This is a genomic window from Dietzia sp. NPDC055877 (assembly GCF_053615975.1).
On the sequence record NZ_JBSHCV010000025.1, the window covers coordinates 1 to 21,478 of the forward strand.

Below are 21,478 nucleotides of genomic sequence, written 5' to 3' on the forward strand. Positions count from 1 at the left end.
TAGAACGTATGTACGACCGTACCCGCCGTCCCACTATCGCGCAAGTGTTCGAATCCAATCGGCCGCCGGGGCGGAGGAGGGCGCTATGAGAGCCGCGTTCCGACCCATTCAGCCAGCACGCGCGCACACGCGTCGACGCCTTCGACCCACGTGTCACCGGCGCCTTCGTCGGCCGGATCGGACACGTACTTGACCAGTCGCGTCGGCACCCCGAGGGCCGCGCCAGCCGCCGCGACGGCGTAACCCTCCATGTCGACCAGGTCGGCGATCGCGACGAGCCGATCCCGCAGCGGCCCGCCCGCCACGAAGCGGTCGCCGGTCGCTAGCACCGGCGCGGTCGTGCCGCCGGGAGACGACGGCAGCAGCGATCGCGGCGCCGGGACAACCGCGCTGACCGCGGACAGTTCCAGGGGCGGCCCGTCATGCCGACCGGTGACGGCGTGGAGGGCCGGGTCGTCGAAGTCGTGCTGGAAGACGGTGGCGATCTCGTGCGTCCCCTCCATCCCGGGGTGCAGGCCGCCGGCGGTCCCGACGTTGACCAGCTCGCGGGGGCGCGCGCCGCCGCCGAGGGCGGTGGCGACCGCCAATGCCGCCCGCACCTTGCCGACGCCCGTCACCAGGACCGGGAAGTCGGTGACGAAGTGCCGGGCCTCCTGCTCGAGAGCCACGACGACGAGTGGATGTGCCGGGTCAACAGTGCCTATGAGTTCCACGGCGTCCACGCTAGCCTGCTGCCAGATGGCCACCGAGCCCCCGCCGAGCCCCGAGGTGATCGAGATGATGTCCGCCAATCCCCGCCCCAGTATCAGCCGACCCGGCGCCACCCGGGCCGCACACCGCAGAGCCCTGCTGGCGCTGCCGGTGACCGCACTGCTCGTGTCGGCCGGCTGCGCCTCCGGCTCGAACGACCAGGCGTCCGACCAGGCCACCGATGCCCGGCAACAGACTGTCACCGCGACCGTGACCGCTCCGACCGGGAGCACCCCGACCAAGAACACCCAGACCGGGAACGCGCCTGCCACCGACGGCTTCGACCCCGCGAACTGCGACACCGACCGGACCGGCCAGGACATCATCGGTGACGTCGTCGTCCGGAGCGGACAGACCTGCCTGCTGTCCGATCTCACAGTCAACGGCGACCTGGACGTCCAGCACGACGGCCGCCTGGAGCTGCGGGGAGTTCGCGTGGCGGAGGACGTCGAAGCCGAGGGGCACGCGTTCGTCCTTGTCAGCGGTGGTGAGGTGTCCGGGTCGATCGAGCTCGACAAGGGCGGCGAGGCGGTCGTCGAGAACGTCCGCATCGGCGGCAGCCTGGAGTCGGAACAGAATTCCGGCCCGCAGCGCTTCGAGGGCAACACCATCGGCGGCGATCTCGAGTGCGAGGACAACGCCCACGTCCCGACCGGCGGCGGCAATCAGGTCGCCGGCGAGCGCGAGGGGCAGTGCGCTGCCCTGTGAGGCCTGGCCCACCAGCGATGATCCTCGGGACCGAGAGGTAGCCGTGCCACCACCTCGTGGCGGGCCCGGCCGCGGGGTCCCTCGCCGAGGAACGAGTCGACGAGCGCGATCTCGGTGACCTCCCAGTCGGTGCTGCCGAACGTGTCGAGTACACGCAGCCAGGCGGTGGCGTCGTCGCGGCCGCCCAGCCTGGCCAGGGTGAGGTGCGGCCTGAACCGAGCACCGTCCGGCACACAGCCCGAGGCGTTCGCGGCCGATCGCGCGCCGGCGGCGAGAGCGTGGAGCGGCTTGTGTTCAGGCTGGTCGACGCCGGCCCACAGCACCTTGGCCCCCTCCACCGAAGGGAAGGCTCCGGCCCCGGCCAGCCGCAGGCGGAACGGCTCGTGCTTGCGCGCCACGGCGCCGAGACGCTCAGTGAGTTCGTCGAGCCTCCAGTCGTCCACATCCGGGCAGAAGGTCAGGGTGAGGTGCCACTGCGACGGCGGGGTCCACGTCAGACCAGGCCGAGGCTCGAGGAACCGCTCGAGCTGCTCGCGGACCTCCTCCGGCGGCAGCACCGCCACGAACATCCGATGCCCCATGCCCCTACCGTGGCCCACCGAGACGCGGTTTACAACCCGCCGAGCCACAACCCCAGCAACGCGGCGCAGATCGTGGCCAGCACGGTGCCCACCGCGTAGGCGAGCGCGGTGACGCCCCGGCCGGCCAAGGCCAGACGCACCGCATCCAGGCTCGCGGTGGAGAACGTCGTGTACCCGCCCAGGACGCCGGTGCCGACCAGCGCCACCCACCCGGCGGGCGCGGCGGCGGACGCGACCGAGGGCGTAGTGAGCCCCACCAGCACACCGAGCAGCAGCGAGCCGGTGACGTTGACCAGGAAGATCCCCAGGGGGAAGGCACGGCGCCAGCGGGCGGTCACCCACTCGTCCACCGCGTAGCGGGCGGCCGCGCCCACCCCGCCGCCGAGCGCGGCCCAGCCGACGAGCACCGCGGCGCTCATGCGTTCGGCTCCGCCGCGTCACGCCGCCCCACGGCCAGCCCGGCCGCGGCGAGCCCGGCGAGCGAGGCCAGTGCCCCGAGCACGAGCGTGGCCAGCGCGTACCCGGCCGCGGTGAGAGGCGCCGAGTCCCGTACGAGTTCGGCCGTCTGGAGCGCGACCGCCGAGTAGGTCGTGAACCCTCCGCACAGGCCGGTGCCGAGGAGTAGCCGGGCCCGGCGCTGACGGTCTCGTCGTCGTGGCCCCGCCGCGTCCAGCACCGCCACCAGCGCGGCCAACACGAACGCCCCCACCACGTTGACCAGCAGCGTCGCGGCGAGCGGTGTCTCGGGGAGGGCGAGGGTGACCGCGGCGCGCCCCGCCGATCCGGCCGCCCCGCCGAGGGCGACAAGCAGCAGTGCCGGCACGGCCGCGCGCATCAGATCGAGAGCCCGGCCTCCAGGGCGGCGTCTAGGCCACCGCGGTCGCCGGTGACCTCCAGGCCCTCCGCGTCCGGCCCCACGCGCCCCCACAGCAGTAGAGCCAGCGTCTCGGGCGGGCCGGTCAGCTCGACCTCGGGCGCGGCCTGACCGTCCTCACCCTCGGCACCCGGTAGCACCCACTCGCGCTCACCGGCGCGTACGCGGATCGTCACCGGCAGCGGCGGCAGCGCGGCGGACATGATCGGGCGCAGCGCGGTGCAGAACTCGTCGATGGTGTCGAGGGCGACGTCGTCCATCAGCGGCGTCGTGCCCGCCTCGCCCGACAGCGCGCATTCGAGGTCCCAGCGATGGACCGCCGTCTCGTGCAGCTGCCGGCGCAGCCAGTAGTCCGCGCGGCCGGGGCCGGCGAAGGTCCAGACCGGCGCGTCCGGCTCGGTCTCGGCGTAGGTCTCGATGGCGCCCTCCGCGAGCCCGGCGTACCACCGGGCGAGCGCATCCGCGCCCTCGGTGGCCGCCGGCGCGGACTCCATCACCGCGCGCATTCCCCGGGCCCGCACTTCGGGGTTCGCCTCGCGGACGTTGGCGCCGCCCCACCAGTTGGCGGTCCCCAGGTGGGCCACCAGTTCGTGCACCGTCCAGCCGGGGCACGCCGCGACGGGCGAGGACAGGTCGGCGCCCTCACCGCCTGCACCTTCCAGCGCGAACCGGACCAGCCCGGCCTGCGCCTCGATCGCGTCCAACAGCCGCTCGCGGCTCAGGTCCGTGCTCATACCCGCGTTCCCTTCTCCGGGTCCGCTCCCGAGCCGGGACCCGATCCGCCGTCGCTCCGGCCCTTGACCAGGCCGCGCTTGGAGAAGTCGATCTGACGGCCCGCGTTGGAGACCGCCACCACCGTGCCGGTGCCGAACATGCCGTCGCGGTCGAACAGGGTCGCCGTGCCCACGGCGACCCCGGAGTCGCTGATGTGCTCGTCGGCCTCGATCCCGATGTCGCCGCTGCGCGGTAGCCGGGCCAACGCCACGGTGAGGTCGGCGTTGATGAAGCCGATCCCCTCGGTCCCCCAGTGCGCCATGAGGCTCGTGGACTCACCGGTGGTGACGGCCCGTTGGAACGGCGTCGCGTCCTGCCCCGAGACCACATCAAGGGGATGGATCCAGAACCGCTTGCGGCCCGCGCCCTGGTGGGGGCCCATCGAGGGGCTCCACGGTTCCTCGGCCCCGTCGCTGCCGAACCATGCGCGGGTCCCGGCGCCCAGCGTCACGCTCTCCACTCCCGGCGGCGGGCCCATTTCCCGGCCCGAGAGCCACACCTCGCCCGGCGGCTGCTCGCCCCGGCGCAACTGCACGAGCGTCGCGCGCGCGACGGTCTTGCCGCCCTGCTCCACGAACGCGTCCGACACCACGATGCGGTTGCCGCTGCGCACCGTCTCGGTGCGGACGGTCATGGGCTCGAACCGCACCTGGGCGAACAGGTCGACGGTCAGCCGCGACGGCTGGAAGCCCTCGACGCCGTGCTCGATCTCGAGTGACCGCGCCGCGGCCGCCACCACCGACGGCCCGTTGAGCAGTCCTTCCGACCAGGCGCTGCGAGCGTAGCGGGTGGGGACGTAGGCGCCGCCCTCCCCAAGTGTGAAGAAGGCGAACTCGCTCCTGTCGGCCACGTCGCTCACCCCGCCACCGACGACCGCAGCCGCGACTCGCCGGCACCGCCCGCCGCCCACGACCGGAGGATGGCCGCGAGCTGGGTCTCGAAGTACTGCTCGGCGCTCGGCGAGTCGCGCCAAACACTCAGCTCGAGCGACACCACACCGTGCAGCGACGCCCAGATCGCGGTGGCGGTCTCGTGCACATCAGCGGTCCGGAACACGCCCTCGTCGACCAGCGCGTCAACCACTTCGAGTAGCGGCTCACGCCACTGCTGGTCGGCGGCGGCGCCGGCGTCACCCGCTCCTCCCCCGACGCCCGGCCGCGGAGAACGCACCGGCTCGCCCACAACCAACCCGTATAGACCCTGGTTCTCGAGCGCCCAGTGCCGGTAGGCGCGGCACAACGACCGCATGTCGCCCTCCACGCTGTCGTGGCGCAGGGATCCGCGCAGTTCCTCGGCGAGCTGCCGGTCGGCCTCGTGGGCGACCGCCGCGAGGAGCCCGGCCTTGCCGCCGAACATCGTGTAGATCGCGGTGGTCGACGTGCCCTGCGACGACGCGAGCGGCCGCAGCCCCAGGCTCTCCGGTCCCCCGTCGCGGAGCCGGTGCATGGCCTCATCGAGAATTCCCCGCCGCAGCGCGGCGTCGTACTGCGCGTGAGTGGAGGCGGGTGCGGTGTCGCGGCTGGCGCGGGTCGAGGCGGGGGTCACCCGGGAGAGATTACGACGACGACGACGAAATCGCGTCATAGCACCGTGGCGTGTCGGTCGACGGCTGCGTCATCACGCTGTTGTCCCGCCGCTATCACGGAGGTGGAGCATGGTCCGAAAAACACCGTTTGGTCTGTGGCGATGTGATCATCTCGGCCGGAAAAGACCGCGGGCCCGCACTTCCTCTCGGAAGGTGCGGGCCCGTCGTTCCGGCGTTCAGTTGGCGGCAGCGTAGGCATCCATGATGTCGGCGGGGATACGGCCGCGGTCGGATACGTCGTATCCGTTGCTACGGGCCCATTCCCGAATGGCCTTGGTCTCGCCGGAGGACGAACGCGAGGCCGACTTCCGCGCCGGCTTGGCCTTGGTCCCGGTCACCCGATGGCCATTCTCGACATAAGGCGCCATGACCTCGCGGAACTTATCGGCGTTCTCATCGCTCAAATCGATGGAGTACTCCCTGCCATCGAATGCGAACGAAATGGTGTTGGCCACACTTCCGAGATCCGATCCGTCCAGATCATCGATGTACTGAACCTGAAATTGCTGCGCCATCTCACACTCCCCTAGCCCGATTTCCCTCTTCGGGAGGTCATTATGCACCCACCCATCACCGAATGCACCTTACTAATTCAATGCAGATCTCATTGACGTGGCAATACCGGGATATGCGCGCCCGGATTGTGGCCGGGATTACCGGGACAATTCACCGGGCCAGTTGTGCGGAGAACTCCCGATATCTCCGGACGATCAACTCGACGATCTCCGGGTGCGCCCCGAGCGGTTCCGAGGTGAGGTCCCCGCCGGCCGAGGCGATTCGGTCCGCGAAGAAACCCGGAGCCAGGAGGTGCGTCGCCACCGCCACTCTCGTGTGCCCGTCCGCCCGGTACGCGGCCACCGCGTCGGCCACGGTGGGGGTCGCGGTCGACGCGAACGCCGCCGTCACCGGAACGCCGAGAAGCCGGGTCAGGGTCTGCGCCAGCTCCCGGGTCTCCGCCAGCGACGACTCGTCCCGGCTCCCGGCCGCGCCCAGCACCACCGCGTCCGCGCCGAAGGCCCCCACCGCGCCGGCCTCGGCGAGGCGCTGCACGACCGCGCGCACGACCTCCGGTTCGTCGCCCAGGTGCGGGGTCTGGACGACCGGCCCCGGCGCGTTCCGGCAGGCCTGTGCGACATCGTGCGTGACATGGAACCCGCGGGCCAGGAAGACCGGGACCACGACCGCCGGCACTCCGTCGGCCAACACCCGCGACGGGCCGGGCGCCTGGACGTCGACCCAGGCCAGCCGGCAATCCACCCCGTCGAGTTGCTTGCGGGACTCGAGCAGGAGTCGGCCCACCACCCTACGGCCGGTCGCCGAACGGGTCCCGTGCGCCACCAGCAGGAGGCGGGGTCGCGTCGTCATACCTCCGAGCATGCCGCAATCCGTATGCAGTTCCGCATCCGCTGGGCGAGACTGGTGGGCATGGGCACCGACGGGACACGGCGGCCGCCACGGCCCGAGGTGACCGTGGCCAACTACGACGCCGTCTACGATTTCTACGGCCCCGGCCGTCGGCGCGACTGGTTCACATATCCGCTCCTGCGGGTGATCGACGCGATATACCGTCCCCGGGTTCGCATCCCCGAGGAGACCGTCGCCGAGCTCCACCGCCTCCACCGGGCGGGAGTGGGCGTGCTGGTGGCCGTCAACCATCCGTCCAAGCAGGACCCGATGGTGCTGGCCGCCAGCCTGTTCGACAAGCGGATCCGGTTCCTGTGCGCCGGCACCGGCCTGACCAAGGACCCGCTCTTCCGGAGCCCGCTGCGGCCGCTGTTCGAGTACACCGGCACAATCCCGGTGTTTCGCGCGAAGAACTACGAGGGGACGGCGTCCGAGATCTATGACGGTGCCGCGGCCCGCCTGATCGACGTGTGTGTGAGCCGGATCGTCGAGGGCGGGGTGGTGCTGACCTTCGTCGAGGGCACCAACTCCTCCGCCGACGACCTGCGCACGCTGCGGCTCGACTCGGTCAAGAAGGGCGTGGGCCTGATGGTGGAGGGGGTCTGCACGGCCGGGGCCCCGGTCGCGGTGCTGCCGGTGGGGCTCGCCTACCACGGCCGCGAGCACGCGAGGGTGCCGCCGCGACGGGCCGTGGCCGCAGCGGGCCCGGTCATCACGTGGGGCCCGGGGGCGGCCCCCACCGTCAACGAGGTGCGCGCGGCCGTCCGGGACGGGATCGACGCGGCGCTCACCACCGCCTGGGCCTAGACCACGCCGGGCACGAGCTGGAACTCGACCCCGGCGTCCTCGAGGTCCCGGGCCGCCGCCGCGAGCGTCGGCGCCGCGACGATCCGAACCACCCCGTGACCGGCTGCGCGTCGAGCCGCGATCAGGTCGGCCACCCGGGCGGCGGGCAGTCCGGGGCCGGCCTCGACCACCTCGACGTCGTCGTCGAGCTCCGACACCAGGCCCACGTCAGCGACACCGTCCACGACCAGCACGTCCGCGGCGTGGACCAGGCGACGCGCGCGGACGGTGAGGAGGTCGCCGTCGCCGCAGCCTCCGACGAGCGCCACCCAGCCGGCCTCGGGGCGGCGGCGGGCGCGCAGCCCTGCGGGCGCGGTGGCCAGGGAGCGGGCGACGTGCCGGCCGACCCGCACCGACCGGCGCGGATCGCCCGAGTCGACGGCGATACGCACCAGCCCGGCCGGGGTCGCGACCGCGGTGCGCGCGGGTACCCGCACCGAGCCGAGCGCGGCGTCGCCGGCGGTCACGCACCAGATGCGCCGCGCCTCGCACCGCGCCGCGATCTCCGCGTCGACCTGAGCATCGCCGGTGGCGACGTGCACCATCCAGGGCGTGTCCAGGTCGGCGGGGATGAAGGACCTGACAACGACGACGACGCCGTCGCCCGCGCCCGCCATCACGTCCGCCATCTCGGGCGCGATGGCCGGCGCGACCACCCGGAGGTGGGCGCCGGCCTCGAGGAACGTCCGCGCCCGCCGGGCAGACACCGGCCCGGCGCCGACGAGCAGCACCTCGCGGCCGGCCAGCCCGACGGTGAGCGGGAGTCCGTCCAGGGCCGGGGCGGGAGCGGGCGCGGCCGTGAGTGCAGCGAGAGCGGCGGTCACAGGTGGATTCCGCACTCGGTCTTGGACGAGCCCGCCCACCGGCCCGAACGCGGGTCCGCGCCGGCCTCGACGCGGTGGGTGCACGGTTCGCAGCCGATCGACGGGTAGCCGTCGTCGAGCAGCGGGTTGAGTAGGCAGCCGTGCTCGTCCGCGTAGTTGTGGACGCGCTCGAGCGTCCACGCGACCAGCGGGTTGATCTTGACCATCCCGTGCTTGGCGTCCCACTCGACGATGCCCGCGCCGGCGCGGTGATCGGTGTCGACGCGGCGGACGCCGGTGATCCAGGCCTCGTAGCCGGACAGCGCGGCGTCGAGCGGCTCGACCTTGCGCAGGCGGCAGCACAGTTCGGGGTCGGTCTCGAACGGCCTGTCGCCCAGGACGGCCTCGTGCTCGGCGATGCTCGCCGGGCTGCGGACGTCCACCACATTGAGACCCGGCGTGGCCGCCAGTGCGTCTCGGACGCCGACGGTCTCCGAGAAGTGGTAGCCGGTGTCGAGGAACAGCACGTCCACGCCGGGGGCGTGGGGCGCGGTCATCTCCGGCACGACCGTGTTGGCCATGGAGCAGGCCACGGCCAGGGCGTCACCGAAGGTCTCGCCGGCCCAGGCCAGGACCTCGGCCGGATCGATCTCGGTGTGGTTGCCGTAGAGCCCGCGGTCGTCGAAGCGGCGCGCGGCCTCCTCGGCGATCGCCTTGAGCTCGTCGGCGCTGCGCTTCCGGCCGGGGCCGGGGGTCAGCACTGTGCTGCGGGGCAGCAGTTCCAGGCCCACTGCGGTCATACGAGGACCTCCTCATCCACCCGGTGTGCCCACTCGGCGAAGGTCTCGCCGGACTCACCGGACTCGACGTACTTACGGATGACACGCTCGACGTAGTCGGCCAGGTCCGAGGTCTTCACTCGCAGGCCGCGGACGGTGCGGCCGAGGCCACCCTCCTCGCGGTGGCTCGCGGCCAGGCCGCCGCCGAGGTGGACCTGGAAGCCCGGGGTGTCGCCGTCGAGCAGCTGGCCCTTCAGTCCGATGTCGGCGGTCTGGATGCGGGCGCAGCTGTTGGGGCAGCCGTTGAGGTGGATCGACAACGGCGTCTCCAGCGGGGCGTCACCCGCGAAGCGCCTCTCCAGCTCGGCGACGAGCTCGGTGGCCGAGTCCTTGGTGTCGACGAAGGCGAGCTTGCAGTACTCGATGCCGGTGCAGGCCATGGTCCAGCGGCGGAACGAGCTGGGGCGGGCGTGCAGGTTGACCGCGGCGAGTCCCTCGATGAGCTCCTCGACCTTGTCCTCCTCGACGTCCAGGACGATGACGCCCTGGTGCGGCGTGAAGCGGATGCGCTGCGACCCGGCGGCCTCGGCGAGGTCGGCCACCTTGGTGAGCACGTCGCCGCCGGCGCGGCCGACGGTCGTGGTGGCGCCCACGAAGTAGCGGCCGTCCTTCTGCTCGAACACGCCGATGTGGTCGCCGGGGGCGGTGGCCTTGGCGGGGGCCGGTCCATCGTTGAGCGCGCGACCGAGGTACTCGTCCTCGAGGACCTGGCGGAACTTCTCCACGCCCCAGTCCTTGATGAGGAACTTCAGGCGGTTGCGGGTGCGCTGGGCGCGGTAGCCGTAATCACGGAACACGCTGGTGACGCCGTGCCAGACCTCGACGGCCTCCTCGGGCCGGACGAAGGCGCCGAGCCGCTGGGCGAGCTGCGGGTTGGTCGACAGGCCGCCGCCGACCCACAGGTCGTAACCGGCGCCCAGCTCGGGGTGGACCACTCCGACAAACGCGATGTCGTTGATCTCGTGGACCACGTCCAGGCTCGGGTGGCCGGTGAACGCCGACTTGTACTTGCGCGGCAGGTTGGAGAACTCGGGGCTGCCGATGTACCTGGCCTTGATCTCCTCGATCGCCGGCGTCGGATCGATGATCTCGTCGGCCGCGATGCCGGCGACCGGGCTGCCCAGCACGACGCGCGGGCAGTCGCCGCACGCCTCCATGGTGGTCAGGCCGACCTCGTCGAAACGCCGCCAGATCTCCGGGATGTCCTCGATCCGGATCCAGTGGTACTGGACGTTCTGCCGGTCGGAGATGTCCGCGGTGTTGCGGGCGAACTCGGTCGAGACGCCGGCGACGACGCGCAGCTGATCGGTCGTCAGTGCGCCACCGTCGATGCGGACACGCATCATGAAGTACTCGTCCTGCAGCTCGTCGGCTTCGAGCTTCGAGGTCCGTGCCCCCGAGATGCCCTGCTTGCGCTGGGTGTACAGGCCCATCCAGCGGAACCGGCCGGACAGATCGTCCGAGGGGATCGAGGCGAACCCCTCACGCGAGTAGACGTCGAGGATGCGCTGCTTGACGTTGAGCGCGTCGTCCTCGGCCTTGAACTCCTCGTTGTGGTTCAGGGTGAGCTTGCCGTCGATCTTCCACTGACCCTTGGGCTTGGGAGCGCGCGCAGGACGAGCGGGGCGAGACGGGGCGGCGGTGTCGGTCATGCCCGCGACCATAATTGAGAACAGACCAGTCTGTCTATTGAGGCAAGCCTAAGTGTCAGCGACCGGCCCGTTCGTGCGCCCGGTGGACACGAAGCCCGCACCGGAGGACGATGTGTGACGCAGCCCACACAGGGTGGGCACAACGTGGAAGGACACGTGATGTTCTCTGACTTCTGGGACGGCCTCGCGAGCGGGTCCGCACGAATCACCCCGGGGCCGTTCGGCTCCGCCGCGATCGACGGATTCCTCTACCTGCCGGCATATATCCTGCGGACCCTCGCCGGGGGCGCGGAGCTCTTCGGTTCCTAGAGCCCGCAGAACTCCCGCCACAGGTCGACCTCTCGCCGAGCCTGCTCCCTGCCCAGGGTGTACGCCTCGGCGAGGCGGTCGACCTTGCGCTCGTAACTGCGGATCTTCACCTGCTCCGGGCGGAAGACCACGGCCTGCCCCGCCTCCTCGAGCGCGTCGATCTCGTCCAGCGTCTCGTTGTAGAGCGCCCACCGATGCAACAGCGCCTCGCCCACGGCGGGGAACCGGCGGAAGTACGACCGATAGAACGGCGTCAGACGACGGGGCGGCACCTTGCGGAAGCCCTCCGGCTGGGTGAGCACCACCAGGAACTTCTCGTACCCGGCGTCGCGGGCGGCGGACAGCGGAACGCCGCCGTCGTGCCCCAGCGCGCCGTCCACGTAGTACTCGCCGTCGATGAGGACCGGTGGCATCCACACCGGCATGGTCGAGGACGATCGCACCATCTTCATCAACTCCGGCATCGTGGCGGCGTCGTCCTCGGTCCAGAACAGCGTCTCGCCGTCGGAGCACCGGAACGTCCCGATCCGCGCGGCGGTGCCGCTGGCCGCGAAGGTGTCGAAGTCGAACGGCAGGACCTGGTCCGGCAGACCGGTCTGCTCGTAGATGTACTCGGCGTTGAACAGCCCCTTGCCCCGGGCGAAGCTGCGCCAGTTGCCGAAGTTGGGGTCCCCGGCGAGCTCCACGAAGCTCTTGCGCGCCCGCACCGCGTCCCGCGACAGGTAGTTGGCCAGGTGTGTGGAGCCCGCCGAGATGCCCGCCACGAGCCCGGCGTGGATCTCGGCCTCGATGAGCGTCTCCACCACGCCGGCGGTGTGCACAGCACGCATGCCGCCACCCTCGAAGAGCAGGGCGACCTCCGGCGCGGTGGGCGCCAGGTCACTGTCACCACCGACGCTCGCTTCGACTTCAGCCACCCGCCCAGGTTACGTGCCGTCGCGCTCTCCTCCCCACAAGCGGGTGCGGACCCGAGATATCGCGGCGAACCATCCGTTAGTGTCGATTCGTGACCCACCTCACCGACCTCGTCGCGAATGTCAACGACATCTACTGGTACGGCGTCATCGCGCTCCTGCTCGTCGCCGGCCTGTACTTCTCGGCCACCACCTTGATCGTGCAGATCCGGATGTTCCCCGAGATGCTCCGGACCATCACGGAGAAACCGGCCGACATCGAATCGGGCAAGAAGGGCATCTCGGCATTTCGAGCCTTCACCATCTCGGCGGCCTCTCGCGTGGGCACCGGCAACGTCGCGGGGGTCGCCATCGCGATCACGGTGGGCGGCCCGGGCGCCGTCTTCTGGATGTGGCTGATCGCGATCCTCGGCGGCGCCACGGCGTTCATCGAGTCGACCCTGGGTCAGCTCTACAAGGTGAAGGGCAGGGATTCGTACATCGGCGGCCCGGCCTACTACATCCGGGACGGGCTGGGCTGGAAGCCGCTGGCCGTGGCCTTCGCCGTGATCATCACGATCACCTACGGATTCGTGTTCAACGCCGTACAGGCCAACTCGATCTCCGAATCCGTCCAGAACCAGTTCGGCCTCAGCGGCACATCCGCGAGCCTGCTCATCGGCATCGGACTGGCCCTGGTCACCGGTCTGGTCATCTTCGGCGGAATCCGCCGCCTGTCCGCGGTCACCGAGATTATCGTCCCGGTCATGGCCGTGGCCTACATCATTGTGGCGCTCGTCGTCGTCGCCATCAACATCACTGAGGTCCCCGACATGATCGGCCTCATCGTCGGCCAGGCGCTCGGCTTCAGAGAGGTCGCCGGCGCGACCATCGGCGCGGCGATCATGCAGGGCATGAGGCGCGGCCTCTTCTCCAACGAGGCCGGCATGGGCTCGGTCCCCAACGCCGCGGCCACCGCCTCGGTCTCCCACCCCGTCAAGCAGGGCCTCGTCCAGTCCCTCGGCGTCTACTTCGACACGCTCGTGGTGTGCTCGGCCACCGCGTTCATCATCCTGCTGTCCGATCCCGAGTTCGGGGGCGACAGGGAAGGCATCACGTTGACCCAGGACGCATTGGCCACCCAGGTCGGTGACTGGGGCGTGCCGTTCCTGATGGTGGTGATCTTCTTCCTCGCCTTCTCCTCGATCCTCGGGAACTCGTACTACGGCGAGGCCAACATCAACTTCCTGCGCGAGAGCCCGCGCACCATCACCGCATTCCGGTTCCTCGTGCTGCTCGCGGTGATCGGAGGATCACTCGGTTCCGTGGATCTGGTGTGGGGTCTGGCCGACCTGTTCATGGGCTTCATGGCCACCATCAACCTGGTGGCGATTCTCCCGCTCGGCGGCCTGGCGGTGACACTTCTGCACCACTACCTCAAGCAGAAGGCGGCCGGCCACAACCCGGTCTTCCATCGCGACGATCTGCCTCAGGCCAAGAACATCTCCTGCTGGGACGGTTCCGATCCCCTCACCCACCAGGACGTCGCCGACGACGCACGGGGGCTCCGGGACGAAGGATGACCGATCCCTCCCGGAACCACTACGTCGCGCTGCCGAAGGCGCACCTACACGTCCACCTCGAGGCCGCCATGCGCGAGGCGACGCTGTGGCAGTGGTGTTCCGAGGACGGTATCGCGGTGCCGCCTTTGGTCGAGTTCAGCGACTTCACGCGGTTCCTCGACGCCTACGGTGTGCTGATCGAGCTACTGCACACGCCCGAGCGGGTCGGGCGGCTGCTCGACGAGGTGGTGGCCGACGCCGCCGCGCAGGGCGTGGTGGCGCTCGAGTACGCGTCGATCCCCGAGAAGTCGGCGGCGTTCGCCACGGCCGAGGAGGCGCTGGAGTTCATCCTGCCCGCGGCCGCCGAGGCGGGGCGTCGGCACGGTGTCTGGACCGGGGCGATCGTCAGCATCGACCGTGGCGCCGGGCCGGATCACGCACTCGCCGGCGCCCGCCTGGCCGCACGCTTCGCCGACCGTGGCGTGGTGGCCGTGGGATTGGTGAACGACGAGCGCGACAGCTCGGTGACCGCGGCGGCGGAGGCGTTCGCGATCGCGCGCGACGCCGGGCTCGGGGTGGTGCCGCACGTCGGCGAACTGGCCGGCCCCGAGGAGGTACGGGCGGCGGTCGAGCTGGGCGTGGACCGCATCCAGCACGGGGTGCGGGCCGTCGAGGACCCGTGGGTGCTCGCCCTGCTCGCCGAGACCGGGACCTGCCTGGACGTGTGCCCGACCTCGAACGTCATCCTGGGCGTGTACCCCTCGCTGGAGCAGCACCCGCTGCCGACCCTGCTGGAGGCGGGCGTGCGGTGCTCGATCGGCGCCGACGACCCGCTGCTGTTCGGCGTGGACGTGGTGGACGAGTACGTGCTCGCCGAGGAGCGGATGGGGATCGCGTCGGCACATCTCGCCGAGTGCGCACGGTCGTCGGTCGAGGCGTCGTTCGCGCCGGACGAGATCAAGCGCGACGCCCTCGCGCGGCTGGCCTGACACTCAGTACAGGTAGACCACCGCGTTGTCACCCCCGCGGCAGATGATGCCGCCGTTGTTGTGGTTGTCGATACAGCCCATCTCGTAGCTCTGGCCGGTCGTCGGGCTGTCCGCCTCGACCATCGCGGGATCCCCCGGGCGGGCGGTGCGGAAGTAGGCGTTGCGGACCGCGACGGCGAACGCGCAGCTGGTGGCCTCAGTTCCCCGACCCGATCTGGGCAGGACTGCCTCACCGGAGTCGCTGCACTCCTCGATGACGCCCGGCGGCCCGTCCACGACGCTCGTCGTGGCGGCCCCCGACGTCGGCGTGGCGACCGTTTCGGCCCCGTCCCCGGCCGGCCCGCGCACCAGCAGGAGGATCACCACGGCCAGCCCGACGACCAGGAGCGCCGAGCCCGCCGCCGCCAGGACCAGACCCACGCCGGGGCCCCGGCGCCCGCCCACGCCGGGGTCGCTCACGCGTCGCGGCGGATCTTGTCGGCGGCCATGATCATCGGGATCTGCAGCGGCAGCCGCCCCCACGCGATCACCTGGTACGGCCAGACCGGCTTACCCCGCCACTCCCGCGCCATCTGCAGGTTGCCGGGGAACACGCCCACGAACAGGGCCGTTGCGGCCGCGCCACCGAGCGCGCGCGTGTCGCGGTTCGCCAGCAGCCCGGCCACTGCGAGCTCGACCACACCGGAGCCGTACGTCCAAGCCCGGCGACTGCCGGGCAGCTCGGGCGGGATCAGCCCGTCGAACGGCTTGGGTGCCACGAAATGCAGCACGCCCATCGTGCCGAGAGCGGCGGGCATCGCCCAGTAGCGGACCGTCTTGGAGGTGGCGTATCTCATGCGCAGAGACTACGTCCAGGGGCCCCGACGCGGCACCGTCCGGGTCGGGAGCTGCGCGCCCAGCAGTGCCGGTCCCGTCACGCCCGCGTGGCCGCGAGCTCGGCGTACGCCGTTCCGCGCTCCTCGCGCTCCCACCAGGTGTCGGGCTGGCTCCCGTCGACCGCTGCGCCGCCCACGCCCTGGGTGATCAGCTCGCGCTTGAGGATCTTGTTGGTCGCCGTGGTGGGCAGCTCGTCGGCGACCCGGACCCAGCGCGGCCACGCCTTGGGCGACAGGTCGGCCTGGGCGGCGAGGAACTCCTCGAACCCGGCCGGGTCGATCCGGGCGTCGTGTCGCGGAACGATCGCCGCCGCCAACTGGTCGCCCGTCCCGCGCGGGTCGGGCAGCCCGTAGACCGCGACGCGGGAGACCGCCGGGTGACGCAGGAGGATCTCCTCGACGATGCCGGTGGCCAGGTTCTCGCCGTCCACGCGCAGCCAGTCGCTGCTCCGGCCGGCCATGTAGACGAAGCCATCCTGATCGCGGTAGGCCAGGTCACCGGACCAGTACATGCCGTCGCGCAGGCGGTCGTCGGTGGCGCCGGCGTCGTTGTAATAGCCCGCGAAGAAGCCGGCGCCCTCCGTGTTGACGAGTTCGCCGACACACTCGTCGAGATTGGTCACGGCGCCGTCGTCGTCGTACATCGCCCGGGGACACTCGACCCCGGTGACGGGGTCGTACACGGCGACCCCCGGGAACGGTTCCCCGATGGACTCCAGCGGTGAGTGCTCGGTGCGGACGATGATGATCGCGAGTTCGGTCGAGCCGTACCCGTCCTTGACGGTGCAGCCGAACCGCTTCGCGAAGGCCGGGATGTCCTTGGGGGCGGCCTCGTTGCCGAAGGCGGCGCGCAGGGTGGTCTCGGCGTCGTCGGGCCGCGGCGGGGTGTCCAGGATGTACGCGAGCGGTTTGCCCACGTAGTTCATGTAGGTCACGCCGTAGCGGCGGATGTCGTCGCCGAACCGGGTCGCGCTGAACCGGCGCGCGAGCACCATGGTGGCGCCCACGGCGATCGCGGGCGAGAAGCCGCTCATGATGGCGTTGGAGTGGAACAGCGGCATGGACACGTACAGCACGTCGTCGGCCGTGAGCTCGAAGGTCGACGCGAGCGACTCGCCGGACATGGTGACCGTGAAGTTCCCGACCCGCACGGCCTTGGGCGCGCCCGAGGTTCCGGAGGTGAAGATGAGCATGAACGGGTCACCGGCCTCGACCGTGGGCGGGTTCTCCGGCGGGGATGCGGCCTCCACGAGCGCGACCCACTCGTCGGAGTCGGTGTCGATCACGCTCACGTCGCCCAGGTCCAGCCCGTCCAGCAGCGGCTTGAGCTGCGAATCCGTGAGGATCACCTGGCAGTCTGACTTCCGGATGTCCCGGGCCAGCCCGTCTCCGCGGCGGGTGGCGTTGATACCCACCGTGACGTAGCCGCCGAGTGCGCCGGCGGCCAACGCGTAGAGCATCTCCGGAGTGTTCTCGAGCAGCGTGCCGACGTGGCGGGGGCGGGCCGAGTCCGGCTGCGCGTTGTCGAGACGGGTCCCGTCGAGAACCTCGGTGATCACGCCCGCCCGCTTGCCCGCACCGCGGAGGTAGTCGCGCCAGCTGATCTCGAGGTCCTCGAAGTGGATCGCCGTCCGGTCGGACTCGGCGTGACGGAGGAGCTGTTCGCGGACGGTGTCGGCCATGGGGATCCTTCGCTGGCGGAGGGGTGTGACCCACATCATAGACAGGCGCCTGACGGGTGTCAGCAATCTCTGGCTCACCTACCCTTGGCGACTCAGGTGCCCCCGGAGGCTGACCCGCGCCCACCGGCCCCGACCGGGGCGGCTGCAGGTGTGTCACGTCAGTAACTACTGTGGGCGAGAGCACCTGCCTCGAGCTACGGGAGATTCACATGGACGTCGCCGCCGTCACCGCGATCGCACCGGACAAGCCTCTGGAGAAGACCACGATCCACAGGCGGGACACCGGCCCGGACGACGTGCTCATCGAGATCGAGTACTCCGGCATCTGCCACTCGGACATCCACCACGCGCGCGGCGAGTGGGGGCGAACCATGTACCCGACGACGCCCGGTCACGAGATCGTCGGCATCGTCCGCGAGGTCGGCTCGGAGGTCACCCGGCACTCGGTCGGCGACCGCGTGGGCGTCGGCTGCATGGTGGGTGCCTGCCACGAGTGCTCCTCGTGCGAAGCCGGCCAGGAGCAGGAATGCGAGCGCGGGGCCGTCATGACCTACGGCTCCCCGCTGCCCGAGGACTCAGTGGAAGGCGCCTCCACGCAGGGCGGGTACTCGACGCACATCGTGGTAGAGGAGCGCATGGTCGTCTCCGTCCCCGACGGTCTCGATCCGGCCGCCGCCACGCCGCTCCTGTGCGCGGGCATCACCATGTACTCGCCGCTACGACAGTGGAACGTCGGCCCGGGTTCGAAGGTCGCGGTGGTCGGGATGGGCGGCCTCGGGCACGTGGGCGTGCAGATCGCCGTGGCGATGGGCGCCGAGGTCACCGTCCTGTCGCAGACAACCTCCAAGCGGGACGATTCGCTGCGCTTCGGCGCCGTCGAGCACTACGCGACCGCCGGCGACGAGGGCAAGCAGAACCTGCGCAACCTGATCGGCACCTTCGACGTCATCCTCAACACGGTGTCCGCTCAGCTGCCGCTCGACCAGTTCATGCGCACGCTCAAGCCCCGCGGAGCGATGGTGGAGATCGGGATCCCGAGCGAGCCGATGTCGCTGCGCGCGGGGTCGGTGACCGGAGGGCGCAAGATCCTCACGGGGTCCATGATCGGCGGCATCCCCGAGACCCAGGAGATGCTCGACTTCTGCGGCGAGCACGGGATCACCGCCGAGATCGAGTTGATCGCGGCCGACAAGATCAACGAGGCCTACGACCGCGTGGTCCGCTCGGACGTGCGCTACCGCTTCGTGATCGACGCCAAGACTTTTTGACCACCGCGCCGAGAGGTTGAGGCCAGTCCGCATACAGACGGCCGGTCCGAACAGCGTTCCCGCCGGAGCGCCAACTTGGGCTCACCTCGTCGTCGTCATCACAGTGCGTCAGCCTCTACGACGGGGCGACTACCGCGAATGGTTCCGGGAGGCGCCGACCTCCACTGCGGCGACAACGACGAAACGATGCCGTCTACACACATATGCGGACGTCACACGTCCCGTGCGAGTTCATAGCGGCGCAGTGCCTCGCGGCGCTCCTCCGCGTGATCGACGATCCGCTCCGGGTACCCGTGGTCGTACCCTGCGGAGTTCTTCCACGGTTCATGGGCATCGCTTCCCTGCAGGTGGGCGAGTTCGGGAACCCACCGCCGCACGTAATCACCCTGCGGATCGAACCGTCGCCCCTGGGTAACCGGGTTGAATACCCGGAAGAACGGGGACGCGTCGCTCCCTGTCCCGGCGACCCACTGCCACCCGTGGTTATTGGAGGCGATGTCGCCATCGAGCAACAGGGACAGGAAGTGACGTGCGCCCACCGGCCACCACACGTGGAGGTCCTTGACCAGAAAACTCGCGGTCACCATCCGGACGCGATTGTGCATCCACCCCTCAGCGAGAAGTTGCCGCATCCCCGCGTCCACGAACGGGTACCCGGTGCGCCCCTCCTTCCATGCCTCCACCAGACCAGCCACCTCCGGCCCGTCGTCATACGGCATTTCGGACAGCTCGTCGCGTAGGTCTCCCCACGCCGAATCAGGTCGATGCCAGAGGACATCGGCGTAGAACTCTCGCCACGCCAACTCGGTGACGAACCGGTGCGCCCCGTCTCCGGAGGAGAACTGGTGAGCGGCGAGTTCGGCCAGAATCGTCCGTGGATGGATCTCGCCATACTTGAGGTGCACTGACAGTCGACTGGTCGTGTCGAGATCAGGACGGTCTCGCCCCTCCTCATAGCCGGCCAGATCCTCGGCGAGAAACGCGCGCCAGCGGTCGAGCGCAGCGGCCTCGCCGGCTCCGGAGGAACGCCCGATCATCCCCTCGCCCGGTGCCGTGGCCCACGTGACGTCCGCTGGTAGGCGACCCGGCCCAGGCCACCCGTGGTCGTGCCATGCGCGCGAGAACGGGGTGAACACCTTGTAGGGCTCACCCGAGCGATTGAGGATACGTCCAGGTCCGACGGCGTACGGTGAGCCAGTCTCCACCAGTTCGCGAGAGTGGCGTTCGAGCTCGGTCCGGACACGGTCATCACGGCGCCGACCGTAGGGTGACGGCTCACGCGAGACGTGCACCTGCCGGCAGTCGACCTCGTCGGCCAGGTCGACGATCACCGCCGCCGGGTCTCCGGTGCGCACCACCAGCCTGCCGTCCATGCACTCCGACAGTGCCGCCAGGGACGCCTCGAGTCGTTCCACCCGTTCCCCTCCGCCAGACAGCAGTACCGGATCACGGACGAACACCGGCAGCACCTCATCCGTGGATTCGAGAGCGGCGAGGAGGGCTGGATGGTCCGCCAACCGCAGATCACGGCGGAACCACACAATCGAGGTACTCACACTGCTCCCGACCGTCCGGGAACGGGAACGCCGGACCGCACCGACACTAGCGGCCCACCGCACGGATGGGCGTGCGATGCCGTCGTGTCGGACCCGTGGTGTCTACTCGGGGTGTGGCCGGGACCCCGGTTCCGCGGCCACCACCCGGCGGCGTCGCCCGACGCCGGGATCTCTCCCCCGAGGAGTTCCTCATGCCACTCACCTGGACCCCCACCGTCGACCGCGCGCTCGCCGTGGCCGCCCGATGCCATGCCGGCCAGACCCGCAAGGACGACCCGACGCCCTACATCGCCCACCCCGTCGCGGTGGCGATGATCGTCTCCGACTTCACCACCGACGAGGACGTTGTGGTGGCCGCGCTGCTCCACGACGTGCTGGAGGACGTGCCGCCGTCGGTGTACTCGGCCGCCGACATGACCGCCGACTTCGGCGAGCGCGTCACCGAGATGGTGCGCGGAGTTTCCGAGGAGAAGACCGCCGGTCAGGAGACGCCGCCGTGGCGGGTGCGCAAGGAGGGCTACCTCGCGCAGCTGGCCGACGACTCCCCGGAGTGCCTGCTCATCTCGGCCGCCGACAAGATCCACAACCTGCGATCGATGGTCGCGGCGCACGGTCGCCTCGGCGACGAGATGTGGGGATTTTTCAACGCCGGGCCGGACGAGAAGTTGTGGTTCTACCGGGCGATCGCGGACACCGTCGGCGAGCGCCTCGGGGACTGCGCGGCGTCGCGCGAACTGCGCCGGGCGGTGGACGACGTGGCCACGCTCGCACCCACGGGCTGATCTGCGCAGGTCAGTCGGCCCAGAAGGAGACCATGGACTGGCTGGAGATCACGGCGCCGTCCTCGTAGATCACCATGCCCGCGGGACTGATCGAGTACACGACGCCGTTGTTGGCGACCGTCGCGGTGCCGCCGGCCACGACCGGATCGTCCACCTCGACCCCGGAGCCGCCGGCCGACCCGCGGTAGTAGTAACGACCGTTGTCGGGGTTGATGCAGATCGAGAACGACGCCTGCGTGGTCCTTCCGATCATTGTCGCGGGGTCGCCGGCGTTGCACCGGGCCTGGCGGTTGTCCAGCCACCCTGAGTAGTCCGCGCCGGACGGGTACCCCGCCGACGGGTTCGGGCGCGGCGCGGGCGCCTCGCGGGTCACCGTGACCGTCTCGCGCTGCGGCGGGGTGGTGAAGACGGTCTCGGTGACAGGGGACTGCGAAGGCTGCGCCGCGGTGGTCGACGACGACGAGGCCACCACACCTCGAGCCTGCCCGTCTCCGGAGGGTCCGCCAGGACGCAGGAAGAGATAGGCGACCACACCGAGCAGTGCCAACACCAGGACTGTCAGCAGGGCGATGAGTGCCGTCATCGGGCCGGAGATCCCGCGCTTCTGTTCGGGCTGATAGCCACCCCAGCCTGCCCCGCCACCGTGCCCGTCGTATGTCATCGATCTCTCCCCCGGCCGCGCCCATCAATGTGATCGGACGGTAGCAGGCCCTCTCCACGATTGACCGGCGTCGCTGCCATCCGTC

The 21,478-nt window shown here is 70.4% G+C and carries 25 protein-coding genes; 7 read left to right on the plus strand and 18 right to left on the minus strand.

The window, feature by feature from the left end; genetic code table 11:
• Nucleotides 1-83 precede the first annotated feature (83 nt).
• A complete protein-coding gene (locus tag ACWGLC_RS16685) occupies nt 84-713 on the minus strand; it encodes a nucleosidase (RefSeq protein WP_452100909.1) in 630 nt (209 codons plus the stop codon).
• Between the two features lie 25 nt (nt 714-738).
• On the opposite strand from ACWGLC_RS16685, the gene ACWGLC_RS16690 reads away from it, so the two are divergent.
• A complete protein-coding gene (locus tag ACWGLC_RS16690) occupies nt 739-1,458 on the plus strand; it encodes a hypothetical protein (RefSeq protein WP_452100910.1) in 720 nt (239 codons plus the stop codon).
• On the opposite strand, the gene thpR is transcribed toward ACWGLC_RS16690, so the two are convergent.
• The 8 genes from thpR to ACWGLC_RS16730 form a co-directional block, all read right to left on the minus strand.
• Nucleotides 1,416-2,039, minus strand: a complete 624-nt coding sequence (thpR, locus tag ACWGLC_RS16695; protein ID WP_452100911.1) for an RNA 2',3'-cyclic phosphodiesterase — start codon at nt 2,037-2,039, stop codon at nt 1,416-1,418. The two genes, ACWGLC_RS16690 and thpR, sit on opposite strands and share 43 nt — an antisense overlap.
• A gap of 29 nt (nt 2,040-2,068) precedes the next feature.
• Nucleotides 2,069-2,458, minus strand: a complete 390-nt coding sequence (gene crcB, locus ACWGLC_RS16700) for a fluoride efflux transporter CrcB (RefSeq protein ID WP_452100912.1) — start codon at nt 2,456-2,458, stop codon at nt 2,069-2,071.
• Nucleotides 2,455-2,874, minus strand: a complete 420-nt coding sequence (locus ACWGLC_RS16705; RefSeq protein WP_452100913.1) for a CrcB family protein — start codon at nt 2,872-2,874, stop codon at nt 2,455-2,457. The genes crcB and ACWGLC_RS16705 overlap by 4 nt, the downstream gene beginning before the upstream one ends.
• Nucleotides 2,874-3,647 (minus strand): maleylpyruvate isomerase family mycothiol-dependent enzyme, encoded by a 774-nt coding sequence (locus ACWGLC_RS16710; protein WP_452100914.1) that lies wholly within the window; start codon nt 3,645-3,647, stop codon nt 2,874-2,876. The genes ACWGLC_RS16705 and ACWGLC_RS16710 overlap by 1 nt, the downstream gene beginning before the upstream one ends.
• Entirely contained in the window at nt 3,644-4,537 is an 894-nt protein-coding gene (locus tag ACWGLC_RS16715) for an acyl-CoA thioesterase domain-containing protein (protein ID WP_452100915.1), read from the minus strand. Before ACWGLC_RS16715 ends, ACWGLC_RS16710 begins: the two co-directional genes overlap by 4 nt.
• 5 nt (nt 4,538-4,542) lie before the next feature.
• Nucleotides 4,543-5,232 carry a TetR/AcrR family transcriptional regulator gene (locus ACWGLC_RS16720; protein WP_452100916.1) on the minus strand — a complete coding sequence of 230 codons (690 nt, stop codon included), beginning with the start codon at nt 5,230-5,232 and terminating at the stop codon, nt 4,543-4,545.
• A gap of 216 nt (nt 5,233-5,448) precedes the next feature.
• Nucleotides 5,449-5,787, minus strand: coding sequence for a histone-like nucleoid-structuring protein Lsr2 (locus ACWGLC_RS16725; protein ID WP_230930936.1), 339 nt, complete (start codon nt 5,785-5,787; stop codon nt 5,449-5,451).
• A gap of 151 nt (nt 5,788-5,938) precedes the next feature.
• A complete protein-coding gene (locus ACWGLC_RS16730; RefSeq protein ID WP_452100917.1) occupies nt 5,939-6,637 on the minus strand; it encodes a sirohydrochlorin chelatase in 699 nt (232 codons plus the stop codon).
• Nucleotides 6,638-6,661: 24 nt separating this feature from the next.
• On the opposite strand from ACWGLC_RS16730, the gene ACWGLC_RS16735 reads away from it, so the two are divergent.
• Nucleotides 6,662-7,483, plus strand: a complete 822-nt coding sequence (locus tag ACWGLC_RS16735; RefSeq protein WP_452100918.1) for a lysophospholipid acyltransferase family protein — start codon at nt 6,662-6,664, stop codon at nt 7,481-7,483.
• On the opposite strand, the gene ACWGLC_RS16740 is transcribed toward ACWGLC_RS16735, so the two are convergent.
• The 3 genes from ACWGLC_RS16740 to ACWGLC_RS16750 are packed head-to-tail and all read right to left on the minus strand — an operon-like array spanning nt 7,480 to nt 10,816.
• A complete protein-coding gene (locus tag ACWGLC_RS16740) occupies nt 7,480-8,346 on the minus strand; it encodes an NAD(P)-dependent oxidoreductase (RefSeq protein ID WP_452100919.1) in 867 nt (288 codons plus the stop codon). The genes ACWGLC_RS16735 and ACWGLC_RS16740 overlap by 4 nt on opposite strands.
• On the minus strand, nt 8,343-9,125 hold the full coding sequence (locus ACWGLC_RS16745; protein ID WP_452100920.1) for a phosphoadenylyl-sulfate reductase: 783 nt from the start codon (nt 9,123-9,125) through the stop codon (nt 8,343-8,345). The genes ACWGLC_RS16740 and ACWGLC_RS16745 overlap by 4 nt, the downstream gene beginning before the upstream one ends.
• The gene (locus tag ACWGLC_RS16750) at nt 9,122-10,816 is read right to left on the minus strand and encodes a nitrite/sulfite reductase (protein ID WP_452100921.1); all 1,695 of its coding nucleotides are present in this window, start codon (nt 10,814-10,816) and stop codon (nt 9,122-9,124) included. The genes ACWGLC_RS16745 and ACWGLC_RS16750 overlap by 4 nt, the downstream gene beginning before the upstream one ends.
• Before the next feature lie 114 nt (nt 10,817-10,930).
• Between ACWGLC_RS16750 and ACWGLC_RS16755 the strand changes: the two genes are divergently transcribed.
• A complete protein-coding gene (locus ACWGLC_RS16755) occupies nt 10,931-11,125 on the plus strand; it encodes a hypothetical protein (RefSeq protein ID WP_452100922.1) in 195 nt (64 codons plus the stop codon).
• Here ACWGLC_RS16755 and ACWGLC_RS16760 read toward each other — a convergent pair.
• On the minus strand, nt 11,122-12,042 hold the full coding sequence (locus ACWGLC_RS16760; RefSeq protein ID WP_452100923.1) for a patatin-like phospholipase family protein: 921 nt from the start codon (nt 12,040-12,042) through the stop codon (nt 11,122-11,124). The genes ACWGLC_RS16755 and ACWGLC_RS16760 overlap by 4 nt on opposite strands.
• An 89-nt stretch (nt 12,043-12,131) precedes the next feature.
• Between ACWGLC_RS16760 and ACWGLC_RS16765 the strand changes: the two genes are divergently transcribed.
• Nucleotides 12,132-13,601 (plus strand): alanine/glycine:cation symporter family protein, encoded by a 1,470-nt coding sequence (locus ACWGLC_RS16765; protein ID WP_452100924.1) that lies wholly within the window; start codon nt 12,132-12,134, stop codon nt 13,599-13,601.
• Nucleotides 13,598-14,569, plus strand: coding sequence for an adenosine deaminase (gene add, locus ACWGLC_RS16770; RefSeq protein WP_452100925.1), 972 nt, complete (start codon nt 13,598-13,600; stop codon nt 14,567-14,569). Before ACWGLC_RS16765 ends, add begins: the two co-directional genes overlap by 4 nt.
• Before the next feature lie 3 nt (nt 14,570-14,572).
• Here the strand turns inward: add and ACWGLC_RS16775 are convergent, their stop codons facing one another.
• The 3 genes from ACWGLC_RS16775 to ACWGLC_RS16785 form a co-directional block, all read right to left on the minus strand.
• A complete protein-coding gene (locus tag ACWGLC_RS16775) occupies nt 14,573-15,028 on the minus strand; it encodes a hypothetical protein (RefSeq protein WP_452100926.1) in 456 nt (151 codons plus the stop codon).
• Complete coding sequence (locus ACWGLC_RS16780) at nt 15,025-15,405, minus strand: DoxX family protein (RefSeq protein ID WP_452100927.1); 381 nt, start codon at nt 15,403-15,405, stop codon at nt 15,025-15,027. The genes ACWGLC_RS16775 and ACWGLC_RS16780 overlap by 4 nt, the downstream gene beginning before the upstream one ends.
• A 77-nt stretch (nt 15,406-15,482) precedes the next feature.
• On the minus strand, nt 15,483-17,126 hold the full coding sequence (locus ACWGLC_RS16785; RefSeq protein WP_452100928.1) for an AMP-binding protein: 1,644 nt from the start codon (nt 17,124-17,126) through the stop codon (nt 15,483-15,485).
• 209 nt (nt 17,127-17,335) lie between these two features.
• Here ACWGLC_RS16785 and ACWGLC_RS16790 point away from each other — a divergent pair, with 209 nt between their 5' ends.
• Nucleotides 17,336-18,394 carry an NAD(P)-dependent alcohol dehydrogenase gene (locus ACWGLC_RS16790; RefSeq protein WP_452100930.1) on the plus strand — a complete coding sequence of 353 codons (1,059 nt, stop codon included), beginning with the start codon at nt 17,336-17,338 and terminating at the stop codon, nt 18,392-18,394.
• Between the two features lie 212 nt (nt 18,395-18,606).
• Here the strand turns inward: ACWGLC_RS16790 and ACWGLC_RS16795 are convergent, their stop codons facing one another.
• On the minus strand, nt 18,607-19,950 hold the full coding sequence (locus ACWGLC_RS16795; protein WP_452100931.1) for a cryptochrome/photolyase family protein: 1,344 nt from the start codon (nt 19,948-19,950) through the stop codon (nt 18,607-18,609).
• Nucleotides 19,951-20,141: 191 nt separating this feature from the next.
• On the opposite strand from ACWGLC_RS16795, the gene ACWGLC_RS16800 reads away from it, so the two are divergent.
• Nucleotides 20,142-20,732 (plus strand): HD domain-containing protein, encoded by a 591-nt coding sequence (locus tag ACWGLC_RS16800; protein WP_452100932.1) that lies wholly within the window; start codon nt 20,142-20,144, stop codon nt 20,730-20,732.
• Between the two features lie 10 nt (nt 20,733-20,742).
• Here the strand turns inward: ACWGLC_RS16800 and ACWGLC_RS16805 are convergent, their stop codons facing one another.
• Nucleotides 20,743-21,393, minus strand: coding sequence for a hypothetical protein (locus tag ACWGLC_RS16805; protein ID WP_452100933.1), 651 nt, complete (start codon nt 21,391-21,393; stop codon nt 20,743-20,745).
• Nucleotides 21,394-21,478 lie beyond the last annotated feature (85 nt).